Here is a 15,695-nt window from a genome sequence, read left to right on the forward strand (position 1 = left end):
CGGTGCCCACCGGGCCTGTGATCAGCGGCGACGCTCGGCGGGCGGCAGGTTCTCGGTCTCCTCGACCAACGCCTCCACCTCGGGTGCGGTGAGGTCGTCGCCCGGCACCGCGACCTCCTCGGCGCGATCCTGTTCGTCGGGCTTGCCCCCGGGCGGCGGCTCCGGAGCGGTGCCTTCGCCGGCGAAGCCGTACTCGTTCGGTTCGTCGTGCCGGCTCATGTGGTTATCCTCCCGCTTTCCCCGGTTTCACCTCTTACCGCCAACGGTAGGTGGCGATCGTCCTCGGCGCAGCGCGCCGGGGATTGTCGCCCGGACCACGGCCGTGCGGTGCCCAGCGCCGCCCCGAGAAGCTGACGCAGGGCGATGATCGCCACCGCGCCGGCCAGACCGTTCCACCCCGGAGCGCCGGCGAGCCGCAGCAGGCCGGCCGCCGTCAGCAGATCCAGCAGCACCCGCACGGCGGGCCGGAGCGCCCCGGTGCTGAGCGCGGTGACCACCCCGGCCACCAACGCCAGCGCGGTGACCGCCGTGATCAGGACGCCCGTCACGCCCGACGCTCACCCTCGGCCACCTGCCGCTGCTCCTGACGGATCTCCCGGCCCAGGAAGTAGTTGAGCGCCGTCCGGATCGTCGCGATCGCGGCCAGCTGGCCGATCTGATCGAACGACGGGGACACCGCCGTTCGCAGGACGTCGGCCGCCAACTGGAATTCCAGGCCGAGGGTCAGGAAGCGACCCAGCGAGAGCCGGATCGGCGTGAAGCGGGCGGCGGAGCGGTGTCGTAGCCCCTCGACCACGAACCGCACCGCCGCCCAGACCGCCCCGACGAAGATGACAAGCGCGCCGGCCACCTCCACCACGGCAACCAGCACCTGGTCGCCCTGGCGCAACAGCTCGGCTGCCTCCACCGGAGGCCGTTACCCGCCCTCGGGCCAGCTAGTCGGTGCTCAGGTCAGCTCGTTCACCGCCTCCAGGATCAGCCAGAGACCGGAGATGGCGAACAGGATCGCGGCGCCGTACTTGATGGCCTTCTCCGGCAGCCGCCGACCGAGCATCCGGCCGACCAGGATGGCCAGCGCGTCCGCGGCCACCATGCCGATGGTGGAGCCCAGCCAGGTGCCGAACCAGCCGTACTTGGTGGCGAGCGTGATAGTGGCGAGCATCGTCTTGTCGCCCAACTCGGCCAGGAAGAACGCCACCGACACCGCCACGATCGCGGTCTTGCTCGTCTTCTCCGCCTTGCGCTTCTCCTCCTCGGTGAGCTTGTCACCGCGCAGCGTCCAGGCACCGAAGCCGAGGAACGCCACGCCAGCCACCAGGGAGATCCACTCGGTCGGCAACACCGCCCCGAGGCCCACGCCGATGGCCACCGACGCCAGGTGCACCACCGCCGTGGCGACCGTGATGCCGATCAGCACCGGGATCGGCTTGAACCGCGTGGCGAAGGTCAGCGCCATCAACTGGGACTTGTCCCCCAGCTCGGCGACGAAGATGACGCCGAAGCTGATCACCAGCGCGGCGAAAAATCCCTCCATGACATCCTTCCCGTTCACGCCGGGAGGAGGTACAGGGGCGCCCTCGACCCGGCTGCAACAGCCTGAGTCGAAGGTCTCGCCCGCCCCGGAAAAAGACCGGGGCCGCGTGGCCGGATGCGGAACGCACCAGTATGTCGACCACGACATTGGGGGCTACTCCCCTTCGCGGGACCAGCCTATCTGATCACCACCGGACCGGGTCGGGGTGGGTGAACCGGCTCACCGCGCCCGCGCCAGCGTGACCCCGAAGAGCCCGTCCGGGTCGGTCCAGAACTCCGTCGTGACGAAGCCCGCCCTGGTCAACTCCCCGGCGATCCCCTCCGGGCGGAACTTCGCCGAGACCTCGGTGCGCAGCTCCTCCCCGGCGGCGAAGTCCACGGTCAGGTCCAGCACCCGGACCCGCATCGGCCGGGTCGCCCGCAACCGCATCTCGATCCACTCGTGGGTCGCGTCCCAGCGGGCCACGTGCGCGAACGCCTCCGGGTCGAAGTCGGCGCCCAACTCCCGATTGATCACCCGCAACACGTTGCGGTTGAACTCGGCGGTGACCCCGGCGGCGTCGTCGTACGCGGGCACGACCACCGACGGGTCCTTCACCAGGTCGGTCCCGAGCAGCAGCCAGTCCCCGACCTCCAGCGCGCCGCGCATCGCCGTCAGGAACTCGGCCCGCTCGGCGGGCAGCAGATTGCCGATGGTGCCGCCCAGGAACACCACCAACCGACGGCCGCCGGTGGGCAGCCGGTCCAGTTGCCGGGTGAAGTCACCCACGATGCCCCGGACCCGCAGGCGCGGATAGTCCGCGGCGATCTGGGCCGTGGAACTCGACAGCGCGCTCACCGACACGTCGAGCGGAACGAACGTGCCCAACCCGCCGCGCCGGCTGAAGGCGTCCAGCAGCAGCCGGGTCTTCTCCGACGAGCCGGAACCCAACTCGATGAGGGTCTTGGCCCCGGTCAACGCCGCGATGGCGGGAGCACGCGCGGCCAGCACCGCCCGCTCGGCCCGGGTCGGGTAGTACTCGGGCAACCGGGTGATCTCCTCGAACAACTCGCTGCCCCGGGCGTCGTAGAACCACTTCGGCGGCAGCCACTTCTGCTCGGCGCTCAGCCCGGCCCGGACGTCGTCGCGCAGGCCGCGCTCCAGGTCGCCCTCTTCGAGGTAGATCTCCAGCGGTTCCGCGGTCATCGATTCGCCTCTCTGCTCGAACAACGGTTGGTGCCCCGACCGGTGCGGCTCACCGGATCGGCAACGGGCGTACCCGCACCTCGTCCGCGCTGGCCAGGACCAGGTGCCCCTCCGGCACCTCCCGCCACCCCGGGTCGTCGTCGTGCGGCTCGGAGGCGAGCAGCACCGAACCCGGCGTCGCACGGACCGACAACGCGTGCCCGACCACGCTGGCGACCGCCCGGCGGCCGTCGGTGAGCAGCAGGTTGAGCCGCGACCCCGGGGCCGCCGCGGCCACGTCCGCCACCGTCCGCCCGACCGCCTCCGCCGGATCCTCGCCGGCGCGCAGCCGATGCCGCACCAGCGCCCAGAGCAACGCCGAGTCGGTGGCGGCGTCCAGGGTGAGCAGGTCACGCACCGGCAGCCCGGCGGCGAGCGGCACCACCGCGTCCGGCCAGCCGCGGACCACGCCGTTGTGGCTGAACAACCACCGCCCCTCGGCGAACGGCGCGGCGGCGTTGTCGAGCACCGCCATCCCGACGGTGGCCGAACGCACCGCCGCCAGCAACGCGCCGGTGCTTGTCACCGCCGCGAGCTGGGCGATTGTCGGATCGCTCCAGATCGGCTGCGCCCGTCGGTAACGCACCGGCGCACCGTCGCCCGGATACCAGCCGACCCCGAATCCGTCGGCGTTGATGGTGCCGCCGCCGCGCATGTCCCGGGGCGCCCAGGACTGCCGCACCAGCGAGTGCGCCGGGTCGAACAACACCTCGGCCAGGGTCACCGGCGGCCCCAGGTAGGCCAGGTGGCGACACATCAGCACACCGTCCGCGGCGGGCCGCCGCACGCGCGGTGGATCACTGGTACGACTCGTCGGGCCGGACGTCGCGGGCGCAGCGGAAACCACTGAAGATCTGCCGGCGGATCGGATAGTCCCAGTTGCGGAAGGTGCCGCGACAGGCCGAACGGTCGGTGCCGAACGAGCCGCCGCGCAGCACCCGGTAGTCGTCGCCGAAGAAGACCTCCGAGTATTCGCGGTAGGGAAACGCGGTGAAGCCGGGATGCCCGTCGAACGTGCTCGCGGTCCACTCCCAGACGTCACCGATGAGCTGGTGCACACCCAACGGCGAGGCGCCACCCGGGTACGCGCCCACCGGCGCCGGCCGCAGATGACGTTGGTCGAGGTTGGCGTGTGCCTCGGTCGGGTCGTCGTCCCCCCAGGGGTACCGGCGGGACCGCCCGGTCGCCGGGTCCCACCGGGCCGCCTTCTCCCACTCCGCCTCGGTCGGCAGCCGCTTGCCGGCCCACGCCGCGTACGCCTGCGCCTCGTACCAGCACACGTGCACCACCGGCTCGTCGGCGCGGACCCGACTCCACCGGCCGAAGCGCCGGTACGACCATCCGTCACCGTCGCGGCGCCAGTGCATCGGCGCGCTGAGCTGCTCCTGGACCCGGTGGGCCCAGCCCGCCGCGCTCCACCACCGCCGATCGGTGTAGCCACCGTCGGCGATGAAGGCCGCGTACTGCCCGTTGGTGACCGGAGCGGCGTCGATGGCGTACGCCGGCAGGTCGACGCGGTGCGCCGGGCGCTCGTTGTCCAGCGCCCACGGGTCGGTGTCGGTGCCCATGGTGAACTCGCCGGCCGGCACCAGTACCTCCCCACCAACCCGGGCGGAGGGCTCGGGCGGCGGCGGGGCGTGCAGCACCGCCGCCCCCGACCGGAGCTGGTGGGTGGCGAGCATGGTCTCGTCGTGCTGCTGCTCGTGCTGCACGATCATGCCGAAGGCGAACCCGTCGGCGACGAGCGGCCGCTCGGTGAACGCCACCCGGTCGAGCAGGTCGTGCACCTTGTCCCGGACGGTGTGCAGGTAGGCGCGCGCCTCGGCGGGCGGCAGCAGCGGCAGCGCGGGACGGTCCCGGCGGGGCTGCTTGAACGCGTCGTACAGCTCGTCGATGTCGCGGCGGACCGGCTCGCGGCCCCCGACGTCGCGCACCAGCCACAGCTCCTCCTGGTTGCCCACGTGGGCGAGGTCCCAGACCAGCGGCGACATCAGCGGTGAGTGTTGGCGCAGCAGATCCTCGTCGTCGACCACCTCGGTGAGCAGCGTCGTGCGGGCTCGGGCCCGCGCCAACTCCCCCGCGATCCGGTCGCGCAACCGCTCCCCGTCGGTGTGTCCCGTCGTGCTCGCGCTCACCTGTCCCACCCTCCCGTCGCGGCGGTCAACCGCCGTCGTACTCCGTGCTGGATCTCGTCGTGGATGCCCGCCGGCAGGTCCAGCCGGGGCAGCGTGCGCAGGGCCAGGTCGAGCAGCGCCGCCGCGGCGGCGGCCAGCGCGGCGTCGGCCAGGCCGTGCCGGGCGGCGGCCGACCAGCGGTGCGCCACCGGCGCGGCCAGCGCGTGCGCCGCGCGCACGGTGCCCGGATCGGTGAAGAGGGCGGTCAACACCGCCAGCGGGAGCCGCCAGTCCCCCTCGGGCTGGGCGTCCAGGTAGCGCAGCTCCAGGTAGCCGCGCGGGCGCACGGGCGGAAAGAGGGTGCTGACGTGGTAGTCGAGGTCGTCGGTGGTGGGCGGTCGGGGCAACGCGCCGTCGAGCCAGTCGGCGAAGGTCACGCCGGGTGGCGCGGTCCAGTCCGTGCCGTGCCGGCGCAGACAGAGCAGGGGCGCGGCCAGCACGTACCGGACCCAGGCGGCGGTCGGGTCCTCGGCGACGCGGCCGGGCGTCCAGACCGGGCGGGTGCGGGCCGGGTCGATGGCCAGCCAGGCGGCCATCCGCGCGGAAGCCCATCCGGTGCGCCGACCGGCGTGCCGGTTGGCCGACGCGAACACCGCGAGCAGTGGCGGCCCGACCGCGTGGGCGGCCGCCCAGCGCGCCGCGACCTGGTCTGGCTCACCGGCGTCGAGGCAGACCTGCAGCCCGGCGGTGCTGTACATCATGGTGCGGCCGGCTGCGCCGTGCCTGTCGAAGGCGCCGCGCATCGCGCGGTAGCGGGGAGTTTCCAGCACCGGGCGGGGCCGTCGGTGTGGGTCGATGCCGCTGCGGCCGAGGACCAGCCCGGCGGCGGCCAGCAGGTCGGTGACCTGGGCGATGTCGGCCTCGGTGGCCTGGATCAGGGCGGTGACCGAGGGGCGGGGCGGGGTGGAGATCTCCACCTGGCCGCCCGGCTCGAGGGTGACCAGGCCGCCGTGTCGCAGCGGCTCGGCCGGGCTGGCGGGATCAAGCGTGGCGGGACTGTGCCGCCCCAGCGCCGCCCGTAGCCGCGCCGGGTCGACGGGGCGGGCGGGATCGGCGGCGTCGTGCACGGTCCATTCCAGTTCGACGCCGGTGAGTGTGGGTGGACCGGTCTTGAAGCAGATCCGGGCGAGGTGCCGGCCCGCGGCACCGGACTCGCGCAGGATGGCGCTGCGGTCCAACTCGGGTGACGTCACCAACGGTCGGGACCCCTCTCCGTGTGCCGACTCCGGGACACGGTGCCACCGTAAACCCACCCACCGACACCGTCGGGGCGAGCACAGCGCCACCCACCTCTGTCTAACAGACGAATTTCCCGCGCAGGGCGGAACGGAAACGCGCCGACCGCCGGCCGTTCACCGGGGGGTGGGGTGGCCCGCCGACGGAGGTGGCGCCTTGGGCTTCGCCGGCTCGGACGGCTTGGGTTCGGGCGCCAACCGCTGGCAGTACGCCGCGACCTCGGCGACACCGCCGGCGGCGGCGACCAACCTCTCGAAGGCCGGCGTCCGCAGCGCCTGCTCCCGTTGTTCGGGCCTCTTGGCCTGCCAGGCGCGGCACAGGCGGTGCTGCTGCTCGACGGGCGGGCCAGGGGTCGACGGCGGGCCGGGCACCGGCGGGCCCGGCAGGCTGGGCGACGGTTGGCCCGGCGACGGCGGGCCGGGCGGCGCCGACCGACCGTGCTCGCCGGACGTGGGTGCGGGCCTCTCCGGGCTCGACGACGTCCGCGACGGCACGGGTGCGACCGGCTCCGGCGCCCGGTCCCGGGTGACCGCGGCGAAGGCGGCGCCGGCCGTGGCGGTGGCCGCGACCGCGCCGATCCAGGCCACCGCGCCGGTGGTCAGGCGGCGACGGCCGGGCCGGTGGGGCACGGACGGCGCCGGGTTGGCCCGGGCGGCCCGGAACGCGGCCAGCGCGGCCTCCTCGCCGGCCAACTCGCCGGGACGGGCCGGAGCGGCGGCCGCGGCGAGCAAGCCGGCCACCAGGTCCGCCGCGGGTACGGGGGCCTTCTCCGACGTGGCGCCCACGTCGGCGCGGGCCGAGTCGAGCAGCCGTTCGGTGTCGGCGTGGTCGACGCGCCGGAACGGGTTCATCCAGGATCCCCTCACGTCAGCCGTCCGCCGGCTCGGCGTGCGGTGCCCGCAGGGAGGGGGTGCCGCCCGTGCGTGGTTGCGGCACCCCGTCGACCTCGACGGACGGCTCGGCCTCGCGCTGCCGCTCCAGCACGGCCGCGAGCCGTCGCAGACCGCGGTGGGCGGCGGTCCGGACGGCACCGGCACGCCGGCCCAGCACCCGGCCGGCGGAGCCCGCGTCCAGCCCGATCACGGCCCTCAGCAGGACTGCTTCGGCTTCGCGGGGAGGCAGGGTGGCGATCAGTGCCAGGGCGGACTCGGTGCCGATCGTCTCGCTGGCGCCCTCGGCGGTGTCGGCCTCGCTGGCGAGGTCGACGAGCGCGTGCACCGGGACCGGCAGGGACGGTCGGCGGCGCAGCCGGCGCAAATGGTCCATCGCCCGGTTGCGGGCGATGGTGACGGTCCAGGCGCGGAACTCGCCACCGGTGAAGGTGGGCAGGTCGCGGGAGATCTGCAGCCAGGTCTCCGAGGCTACGTCCTCCGCGTCCGGGCCGACCAGCGCGGTCAGATAGCGCAGCAGACCCGGCTGGAGGCTGCGGTAGAGCAGGCGGAAGGCGTCCTCGTCCCCCGCCTGCGCCGCGCTGACCGCCTGCGACAGCTCGCCGGTCATCGGCGGCCCGTGGCTTGCCTGGCTCGTGCCGCGGTGCTCCGCCGCGGTGCGGCAGACCACGCGGTACGCATCGTCCGCCCGCTCAACACCCGCCCCCGCACCGCCCTCCGCCGATCTGATCGCACCCGTGACCGAGGTCGTCGGGCCGGGGTGTCTGGTGGGCCGATGCCAGGGTCGTCGGCTCGGCACGCCGACGGTCGAGATGACCGGGGCGGCCCGAGCCGGGCTAACGCTAGGACGGGGCCAACGCCCCGGCAACCCGGCACGTTGTCACGGAAGAGTGACAATTATCAACTCCGCCGGCCGGCGTGTCGTCGTCACTGCCCGTGACCAGATGGCGCAAACCAGGCTGCGGTACGCCTTTCGGCAAGCGTCGGGCGCCAGCACGCCGAAATATGTCACTTTTCGTCACCAGACGTTGTCGCACCGTCACAGGGATGCGGTGTCCACACAGGTCAGCCGGACGCGCCGCCGATGTCACTCGTTCGGCGGACGGCCCGTGTCACGCTCCCGCGCGCCACTCTGGGTACGGTATTGCGGTGTTGTCATCGGAGGTCGTGCTCAGCGGTCGGTACCGCCTGGACGAACGTGTCGCCACGGGCGGCATGGGCGACGTCTGGCTTGCCGCGGACCTGATCCTCGGCCGGCAGGTCGCGGTCAAGGTGCTGCTGCCGACACTGGTCTCCGACCCCGACTTCATCGCCCGGTTCCGGGCCGAGGCCCGGATCATGGCGGCGCTGCGGCACCCCGGCATCGTGCAGGTCTTCGACTGCGGCGCGGACGACCTGCCCGACGGTGCCGGGCGGGCGGACTACCTGGTCATGGAGTTCGTGGCCGGCGAGCCGTTGTCCAAGCGGATCGAGACGGCCGGCCGGCTCGACGTGGCCGAGACGATGTCGATCGTGGCCCAGGCGGCCGCGGCGCTGAACGCGGCGCACCGCGGCGGCATCGTGCACCGCGACGTCAAGCCCAGCAATCTGCTGGTGCTCGAGGACGGCACTGTCGTCCTTGTCGACTTCGGCGTGGCGCGTTCGCTCGACATCACCAGCATCACCAGCACCAACGCGGTGCCCGGCACCGCTCTCTACATGGCCCCCGAGCAGGCCGCCGGCCGCCCGGTGAGCGGTGCCACCGACATCTACGCGCTGGGCGCGGTGACCTACTGCTGCCTCACCGGCAGTCCGCCGTTCACCGGTGACAACCCGCTCCAGGTTGCCGTCCGACACCTCGACGACGAGCCGCCGGAGCTGCCGCACGACATTCCGGAGGCGGTCCGCGCCCTGGTGTCCCGGGCCCTGGCGAAGGACCCGCTGGACCGCTTCAGCAGCGGCGCGGCGATGGCCGAGGCCGCCCGGACCGCGGTCACCGGCGGCGAGCCGCCGACCGCGATGGCGTCGGCCGTTCCGCTGCGCGACGCCGGGCCGGGCACCCGCACCGACGTGCCGGCCGGCGCGGCGGTGGCCGGTGGGGGCCAGGACGGGCGGCGACGGCGGGGTCCGCTTGTCGGCGCGGCGGTGGCCGTGCTTGTCGCGCTCATCGGGCTCGGGGTGGCACTGGGCACGACGCGCAGGGCCAGCGAGGACCCGGCGGTCAAGCTGCCGACCAGCTCGCCGACGGCGGCGCCGAGCGGCCCGTTGGACCTGCCAGCGGGCAACGAGCAGATCGCCACCGGTGGCCCGACGCGGCCCGACCGGCCGGTGGCACCCGGCAACTCCCCGTCGGCGTCGATCTCCGCCCCGCCGAGCACGCAACCCAGCCAGACGACCAGCCCGCCGACGCCGACGGGGACACCGGCGGCGACCACCCCGCCGACCACCAGCCCGCCGAGCGACCCGACGACCCCGCCGTCGCTGCCCCCGTCGAACGTGCCGGAGAGCCCGTCGACCGGTCCGGAGGTACCGGCGGGCAACTGAGCGCGCCGGTTTCATCCAGCGCGGATAGTCCCACCAGCACCGATATCCCCAAAACGGACTTGCGTCGTCGAACACCCCTCTAGGCTCCTCAGCAGGTCATTTCCACCTACTGCCGCGGGAGCCTCGGTGAACGCTGAAAAGCTGGTCGTGATCGGTCAGGGATACGTCGGGCTGCCGCTGGCCATGCGCGCGGTGGAGGCGGGGCTGGACGTCGTCGGCCTCGACGTCGACGCCGACCGGGTGAAGCGTCTCGCCTCCGGCGAGTCGTTCGTCGAGGACATCCCGACCGACCGGCTGGGCCGCGCGTTGGGTAGCGGCCGGTACCACCCCAGCACGGAGTACACCGACGCCGAAGGCTTCGACATCTGTGTCATCACCGTGCCGACCCCACTGCGCGACGGCACCCCCGACCTGAGCTTCGTCGAGCAGGCCGGTGTGGGCATCGGCCCGTACGTCCGCCCGGGGTGCACGGTGATCCTGGAGTCGACCACCTACCCGGGCACCACGGAGGAGTTGCTGCGCCCCCTGTTGGAGTCGGCAAGTGGGCTGCGCAGCCCCGGGGACTTCCACCTCGGCTACAGCCCGGAGCGGATCGACCCGGGCAACCCGACGTGGCGGTTGGAGAACACGCCGAAGGTGGTCTCCGGCGTGGACGCGGCGTCGCTGGCCAGGGTGGACGAGTTCTACAAGCGCCTCGTGGAACGTACCGTGCCGGTGGGTTCGACCCAGGTGGCCGAGCTGACCAAGCTGATCGAGAACACCTTCCGGCAGGTCAACATCGCACTGATCAACGAGCTGACCATGCTCTCGCACCACCTCGACATCGACGTCTGGCAGGCGATCGACGCCGCCGAGACCAAACCGTTCGGGTTCATGCCGTTCCGGCCCGGGCCCGGAGTCGGCGGGCACTGCCTGCCGATCGACCCGTGTTACCTGTCCTGGCAGGTCAAACGTCGCCTCGGCCGGCAGTTCCGGTTCATCGAGCTGGCCAACGACATCAACCACGAGATGCCCGAGCACGTCGCGCAGCGGATCATGGCGGGCCTGAACCGGGACGGTCGGGCCGTCAGCGGCGCCCGGCTGCTGCTGCTCGGTCTGGCGTACAAGAAGAACACCGGCGACATGCGCGATTCCCCCGCGGTCGACGTGGCCCTCCGGCTGCGGGAGCTGGGCGCCGAGGTGCACGCGGTCGAGCCGTACGCCGAGGCGCACCACATCCCGGCGGGGGTCACCGTGGTCGGGCTCACCGAGCACGAGGTCCGCGCCGCCGACGCGGTGGTGGTGGTCACCGACCACGACAGCTTCGACTACGACCTGGTGGTCCAGCACGCGCGCTACGTCTTCGACACCCGCAACCGGTGCGTCGGCCCGATGGTCGAGCGCCTGTAGACCCGGCACCGCTGGCCGGTCCCGCCGCCGGGAAAGACGGCGGGGCCGGCCGGCGGATGTCCGTTCCCGCCTCCGGGGGCGCGGCAGAGTCGGTGTGGTCGGCCGGCCACACCGACCGGCGGCACAGTCGGCGAGGCCGGCAGAGTCGGTCACTGGTCGGCGAGCGCCTCGACGACCGGGCGGGACAGCGCCCGGCGGGCCGGCAGGACCGAGGCCAGCAGGGCGGCCAGCACCGCGACGCCGAGGATCAGCCCGAGCTGGCCGAGCGGCAGCACCAGGTGGAAGTCCCCGCCGAGGCGGGTCAGCAGGGCCATCGCCGAGGCGCTGACGCCGGTGCCCAGCCCGATACCGAGCACCGCACCGACGAGCGCCATCAGCACCGCCTCGACGGCGAGCACCGCCCGCATGCGTCCCCGGGTGAGCCCGACCGCCCGCAGCACGGCGTTCTCCCTGGTCCGCTCGACCACCGACAGGCTCAGCGTGTTGGCCACGCCGACCAGGGCGATCACCACGGCGAGGCCGAGCAGCGCGGTGACGAAGGCGAGCAGCATGTCCACCGTGCCGGTGAGCATCTTCTTGTACGCGCCCTGGTCCATCAGGTTCACCGTCGGGTAGCGGGCCAGCACCGCCTCGATGGCGTCCCGGGCCTGCTCGGCGCTCACCCCGGCGGCGGGGTCGATCTCGGCCAGGAAGCCCCGCTGACCGGGGAAGAGCGCGGCGAAGTCCGCGTCGGCCATGTCGATGACGTGACCCGCGGGCGCGCCGTCGGCGGGCGTGTCGTCGGTGACCACCGCCGCCACCCGGAACGACCGCTGCGCGACGGTCACCGGGGAGCCGACCCGCAGGCCGCGTGCCTGCGCCAACTCCCGGTGCACGAGCACCTGCCCGGGCCCGACCCGGGTGGCGTCGCCGGCCAGCACCCCGCCCAGTGTGCGGCTGACCAGCGCCGGGTGGGCCGCCCGGATCTCGACGTCGGCGACGACCGTGTGGCGCTGCTCGTGCACGACCCCCAACTCGGGGCGGGCGGCCAGCTCGCCGGTGAGCGCGGCAGGCAGGTCCTGACCGATTCCGCTGACCACGAAGTCCGTCCCGATCTGGGCGTCCACGCTGCGCTCGATGCCGTCCTTGGTGCTGCGCGCGCCGACCATGAAGGCCGACACCAGTCCGATCCCGATCACCAGGGCGGTGGCGGTCGCGGCGACCCGCCGCGGATTGCGGACCGTGTTGGCCACCGCCAGCGCACCGACCGCCCCGAGGACACGACGGGCCGGCCAACCGAACACCTGGGCCAGCGCCGGGACGAGCACCGGCCCGAACAGCACGATCCCGAAGAAGGTGAGCACCCCGCCCGCCGCCACGAGCACCAACTGGCGGGCGCTGGCGGCGCCGGCCAGCGCGGCCACACCGACGCCCAGCAGCACCGCGCCGAAGGCCAACCGAAGCCGACCGGCGCCCCGGCTCGGCTGCACCGCCGCGTCGGTGAGCGCGGCCACCGGCGCGATCCGGGTGCCCCGCCAGGCCGGCAGCAGGGCGGCGCACACGGTGAGCCCGGTGCCCAGCACCAGGCCGGTCAGCACCGTCGAACCGGTCACGGTGAGGCCACCGGCGCCCAGCACGTCCAGTTGGGACATCAGCAGCCGCAGCCCGCCGGCGAGGGCCACCCCGAGCAGCACCCCGAACGCGGAGGCGACCAACCCGAGCACCGCGGACTCCAACAGGGCGGACCGGAAGACCTGCCCCCGGGTGGCGCCGATCAGGCGCAGCAGCGCGGTACGCCGGGTGCGCTGTGCCAGCACGATCGCGAAGGTGTTGGCGATCACGAAGCCGGCCACCACCACGGCGACCGCCACGAAGATCAACAGCAGCATCCGGAACTGGTCCGCGTTGCGGACCGCCTCCTCGACCGCCTCGTCGAGGATCCGCTGACGACTCTTGACCGTGGCTTCGCCGCCGGCCACGGCACGCACCCGCTCGGTCACCGCCGCGACGGAGACGCCCGGTCGGGCCGCCACCATGATGCGGCCGTAACCCCGCTGGCCGGTGAGGGCCAACGCGTCCGGCCCGACCAGGCCGACGAACGGGCCGCCGACGTCGCGGACGGTGCCGGCCACGTCGACAGTGCCCACCAGGGTGTACGGGCGGGCCGCGCCGCCACTGCCGCCGACGCGGACCTCGGCGCCGAGGGCGAAGCCCTCCTCGGCCGCCGTCGGCGCGTCGAGCACCACCTCCCCGGCCCGGTCGGGCAGTCGGCCGGCGACCACGTCGTACGAGCGCAGCGCCTGCTCGGTGGGGATGGCCACGAGCATGGTGAAGCCGAGCACCGGACGGCCGTCGGAGCCGAGGACCCCGGCGGTGTTTGTCAGCTCGCCGGCGGCGGCGGCCACCCCGTCGACCGCACGCACCCGGTCGACGAGGGCCGGGGGCAGCAACTCCTGGCCGGCCGAGTAGACACCCAGGTCGGTGTGCCGGTCGAAGGTGCCGGCCCGCTCGTACGCCCCGGCGCGCATCCCGTCGACGAAGATCATCGTGCCGGCGACGAACGCGACACCGAGCACGACGGCCAGCGCGGAGAGCAGCATGCGCAGCGCCTCGGCACGCAACGAGCGCAGGGTCAGGCGGATCATGCGGGGCTCCCGGTGCAGGTGCGGATCGGACCCCTCCGACGCTATGGCCGGAGGCGGTGGGTTGATCTCCACCTGCGCGCTCGACCTGCGTGCGTCCCGGGTCGCGGTGTGCCCGCCGCCCCCTACGACCCAGGTCGTACGCGGCGTCATCCGCCGGGTGTCACCAGCCCGCTCTCGTACGCCAGGACCACCGCCTGGACCCGGTCGCGCAACTGGAGCTTCGCCAGGATGCGACCGACGTGGGTCTTCACCGTCGCCTCGGCCACGTGCACGCGGGCGGCGATCTCCGCGTTGGACAGGCCCTGTGCGACAAGCAGCAGCACCTCCCGCTCCCGTTCGGTGAGCTGCGTGAGGCGTGGGTCCGCGCTCGGGGCCGCGCCGAGTTGCCCGGCGAACCGGTCCAGCAGCCGTCTGGTGATCGACGGGGCCACCACCGAGTCACCCCGGGCCACCACCCGGATCGCGGCCAACAGCTCCTCCGGCGGGACGTTCTTGAGCAGGAACCCGCTCGCCCCGGCCTGGAGCGCGGCGAACGCGTCCGCCTCGGTGTCGAAGGTGGTCAGCACCAGCACCCGGGGCGGGCCCGCGGGCCGGTCGGCGCAGAGCCGCCGGGCCGCCTCCACCCCGTCCATGGTGGGCATCCGGATGTCCATCACGACCACGTCGGCCTCGGTGCGGGCGAGCACCCGCAGGGCGTCCGCGCCGTCGATCGCCTCACCGACCACCTCCAGGTCGGGCTGGGAGTCCAGCACCATCCGGAACCCGGCGCGGACCAGCGCCTGGTCGTCCACGATCACCACCCGGACCGTCATGCCGCGATCACCTCCGTTGCCGGCTCCGACGGTAGCGGTAGCCGGACGTCGAGCTGCCAGCCCCCGGCTGGCCGAGGGCCGGCGGTGAGGCTGCCGTCGTACACCGTCACCCGCTCCCGCATGCCGAGCAGACCGTGACCGCCGGACGGTGCCGGGCTGACCAGCGGGCGGCCCCTACCGTCGTCGCGCACCCGGACCTCGACGGCCTCGGCGGTGTGGGTCAGGGAAACCTCGACGACGGCGCCGACGCCGGCGTGCTTGAGCGCGTTGGTAAGCGCCTCCTGCACCACCCGGTAGACGGTCAGCTCCAACCCTGGAGGCAGGGCCGGCCGCTCGCCGGTGACGGTGCTGCGGATGTGCAGCCCGGCGTCACCGAAGCGGGCCAGCAGGTCGGGCAGCTCGGCCAGCGCCAGGCGCCGGTGCTCCGGGTCGGCGGCCGCCACGAGCCCGTCGCCGCCGGCCGGGCCGGCGTCGCGCAGGACGCCGACCAACCGGCGCATCTCCTCCAGCGCCGACCGGCCGGTGTCCGCGACCACCTTCACGGCGGTACGGGCCTGGGCGGGGTCACGGTCGAGCATGAACCGGGCGCCGTCGGCCTGGACGATCATCACCGCCAGGCTGTGGGCGACCACGTCGTGCAGCTCACGTGCGATCCGGGTGCGCTCCTCGGCGACCGCCGCCCGGGACTCGGCCTCCCGTTCACGTTCCAGGGTGGTGGCCCGTTCCTCCAGGCTGAGCACGTAGAGCCGGCGGGTCCGCACGTTCAGCGCGACCAACCACACCGCGCCGGTGACAAGCGCGTACCACAGCGCGGTCACCCACACGCTTATCACGCCCGGCGTCTGCACGGCGGCGAGCACCACCCCCACGGCGGCGGCCACACCGGCGAGCACCGCGGCGCGCAGCCGCTCGCCGTACTTCACCACGCTGTAGAGCGCGATCAGGACGGCGACGTCGAACGGCAGCGGCCCCCACTGGGCGATCACCTGCACGAGGCCGAGCGCGGCGATCACCACGGTCACCGCGCCCGGGTGCGCGCGGCGGAACAGCAGCGCCACCGCCATCCCCAGACAGACAAGCGCGGCGGCCCAACCACCCGCCAGGTTCGCCGCGCCGGCCAGCCCGATGAGGGCCACCACTGCGGAGACGGCCCCGTCGAAGGCGACGCCGCGCAGGGGGCGACCGAACACCGTACGTCTCACGGTCACCCAGCGTACGTGCCGGCAGAGGTGACCCTCGCGCCTCGGCCTGGGTCGACCGGGCCGGATCGTGCTCGATCCTGGCGGTCG

The 15,695-nt window shown here is 73.6% G+C and carries 15 protein-coding genes; 2 read left to right on the top strand and 13 right to left on the bottom strand.

Annotation, left to right across the window (positions count from 1 at the left end; translation table 11 throughout):
• Window positions 1–21: 21 nt before the first annotated feature.
• From AB0F61_RS18545 to AB0F61_RS18590, 10 genes are all read right to left on the bottom strand, one after another.
• Window positions 22–219 (bottom strand): hypothetical protein, encoded by a 198-nt coding sequence (locus AB0F61_RS18545; protein WP_357810982.1) that lies wholly within the window; start codon window positions 217–219, stop codon window positions 22–24.
• Entirely contained in the window at window positions 216–548 is a 333-nt protein-coding gene (locus AB0F61_RS18550; protein WP_357810985.1) for a hypothetical protein, read from the bottom strand. The genes AB0F61_RS18545 and AB0F61_RS18550 overlap by 4 nt, the downstream gene beginning before the upstream one ends.
• A complete protein-coding gene (locus tag AB0F61_RS18555) occupies window positions 545–907 on the bottom strand; it encodes a DUF1622 domain-containing protein (protein WP_357810988.1) in 363 nt (120 codons plus the stop codon). Before AB0F61_RS18555 ends, AB0F61_RS18550 begins: the two co-directional genes overlap by 4 nt.
• A 39-nt stretch (window positions 908–946) precedes the next feature.
• Window positions 947–1,534: a TMEM165/GDT1 family protein gene (locus tag AB0F61_RS18560; RefSeq protein WP_272611408.1), complete on the bottom strand. Its 588-nt coding sequence runs from the start codon at window positions 1,532–1,534 to the stop codon at window positions 947–949.
• A gap of 219 nt (window positions 1,535–1,753) precedes the next feature.
• The gene (egtD, locus tag AB0F61_RS18565) at window positions 1,754–2,719 is read right to left on the bottom strand and encodes an L-histidine N(alpha)-methyltransferase (RefSeq protein WP_357810991.1); all 966 of its coding nucleotides are present in this window, start codon (window positions 2,717–2,719) and stop codon (window positions 1,754–1,756) included.
• Between the two features lie 49 nt (window positions 2,720–2,768).
• Window positions 2,769–3,515: an ergothioneine biosynthesis protein EgtC gene (egtC, locus tag AB0F61_RS18570; protein ID WP_357811300.1), complete on the bottom strand. Its 747-nt coding sequence runs from the start codon at window positions 3,513–3,515 to the stop codon at window positions 2,769–2,771.
• A 40-nt stretch (window positions 3,516–3,555) separates the two neighbouring features.
• Window positions 3,556–4,893 carry an ergothioneine biosynthesis protein EgtB gene (gene egtB / locus AB0F61_RS18575; protein ID WP_357810994.1) on the bottom strand — a complete coding sequence of 446 codons (1,338 nt, stop codon included), beginning with the start codon at window positions 4,891–4,893 and terminating at the stop codon, window positions 3,556–3,558.
• Window positions 4,890–6,128, bottom strand: a complete 1,239-nt coding sequence (gene egtA / locus AB0F61_RS18580; RefSeq protein ID WP_357810997.1) for an ergothioneine biosynthesis glutamate--cysteine ligase EgtA — start codon at window positions 6,126–6,128, stop codon at window positions 4,890–4,892. The genes egtB and egtA overlap by 4 nt, the downstream gene beginning before the upstream one ends.
• A gap of 156 nt (window positions 6,129–6,284) precedes the next feature.
• On the bottom strand, window positions 6,285–7,019 hold the full coding sequence (locus AB0F61_RS18585; protein WP_357811000.1) for a hypothetical protein: 735 nt from the start codon (window positions 7,017–7,019) through the stop codon (window positions 6,285–6,287).
• 16 nt (window positions 7,020–7,035) lie between these two features.
• Window positions 7,036–7,668, bottom strand: coding sequence for an RNA polymerase sigma factor (locus AB0F61_RS18590; protein WP_357811003.1), 633 nt, complete (start codon window positions 7,666–7,668; stop codon window positions 7,036–7,038).
• 539 nt (window positions 7,669–8,207) lie between these two features.
• Between AB0F61_RS18590 and AB0F61_RS18595 the strand changes: the two genes are divergently transcribed.
• Both AB0F61_RS18595 and AB0F61_RS18600 read left to right on the top strand, forming a co-directional pair.
• Window positions 8,208–9,581 (top strand): serine/threonine-protein kinase, encoded by a 1,374-nt coding sequence (locus AB0F61_RS18595; protein WP_357811006.1) that lies wholly within the window; start codon window positions 8,208–8,210, stop codon window positions 9,579–9,581.
• Window positions 9,582–9,707: 126 nt separating this feature from the next.
• On the top strand, window positions 9,708–10,970 hold the full coding sequence (locus tag AB0F61_RS18600) for a nucleotide sugar dehydrogenase (protein ID WP_357811009.1): 1,263 nt from the start codon (window positions 9,708–9,710) through the stop codon (window positions 10,968–10,970).
• A 149-nt stretch (window positions 10,971–11,119) separates the two neighbouring features.
• Here AB0F61_RS18600 and AB0F61_RS18605 read toward each other — a convergent pair whose 3' ends face one another.
• The 3 genes from AB0F61_RS18605 to AB0F61_RS18615 form a co-directional block, all read right to left on the bottom strand.
• On the bottom strand, window positions 11,120–13,594 hold the full coding sequence (locus tag AB0F61_RS18605; protein ID WP_357811012.1) for an FtsX-like permease family protein: 2,475 nt from the start codon (window positions 13,592–13,594) through the stop codon (window positions 11,120–11,122).
• Between the two features lie 146 nt (window positions 13,595–13,740).
• Entirely contained in the window at window positions 13,741–14,406 is a 666-nt protein-coding gene (locus AB0F61_RS18610; RefSeq protein WP_357811016.1) for a response regulator transcription factor, read from the bottom strand.
• Window positions 14,403–15,614 carry a sensor histidine kinase gene (locus AB0F61_RS18615; RefSeq protein WP_357811019.1) on the bottom strand — a complete coding sequence of 404 codons (1,212 nt, stop codon included), beginning with the start codon at window positions 15,612–15,614 and terminating at the stop codon, window positions 14,403–14,405. The genes AB0F61_RS18610 and AB0F61_RS18615 overlap by 4 nt, the downstream gene beginning before the upstream one ends.
• Between the last annotated feature and the right edge of the window lie 81 nt (window positions 15,615–15,695).

This window comes from Micromonospora sp. NPDC023888 (genome assembly GCF_040639415.1).
Lineage (GTDB): Bacteria > Actinomycetota > Actinomycetes > Mycobacteriales > Micromonosporaceae > Micromonospora.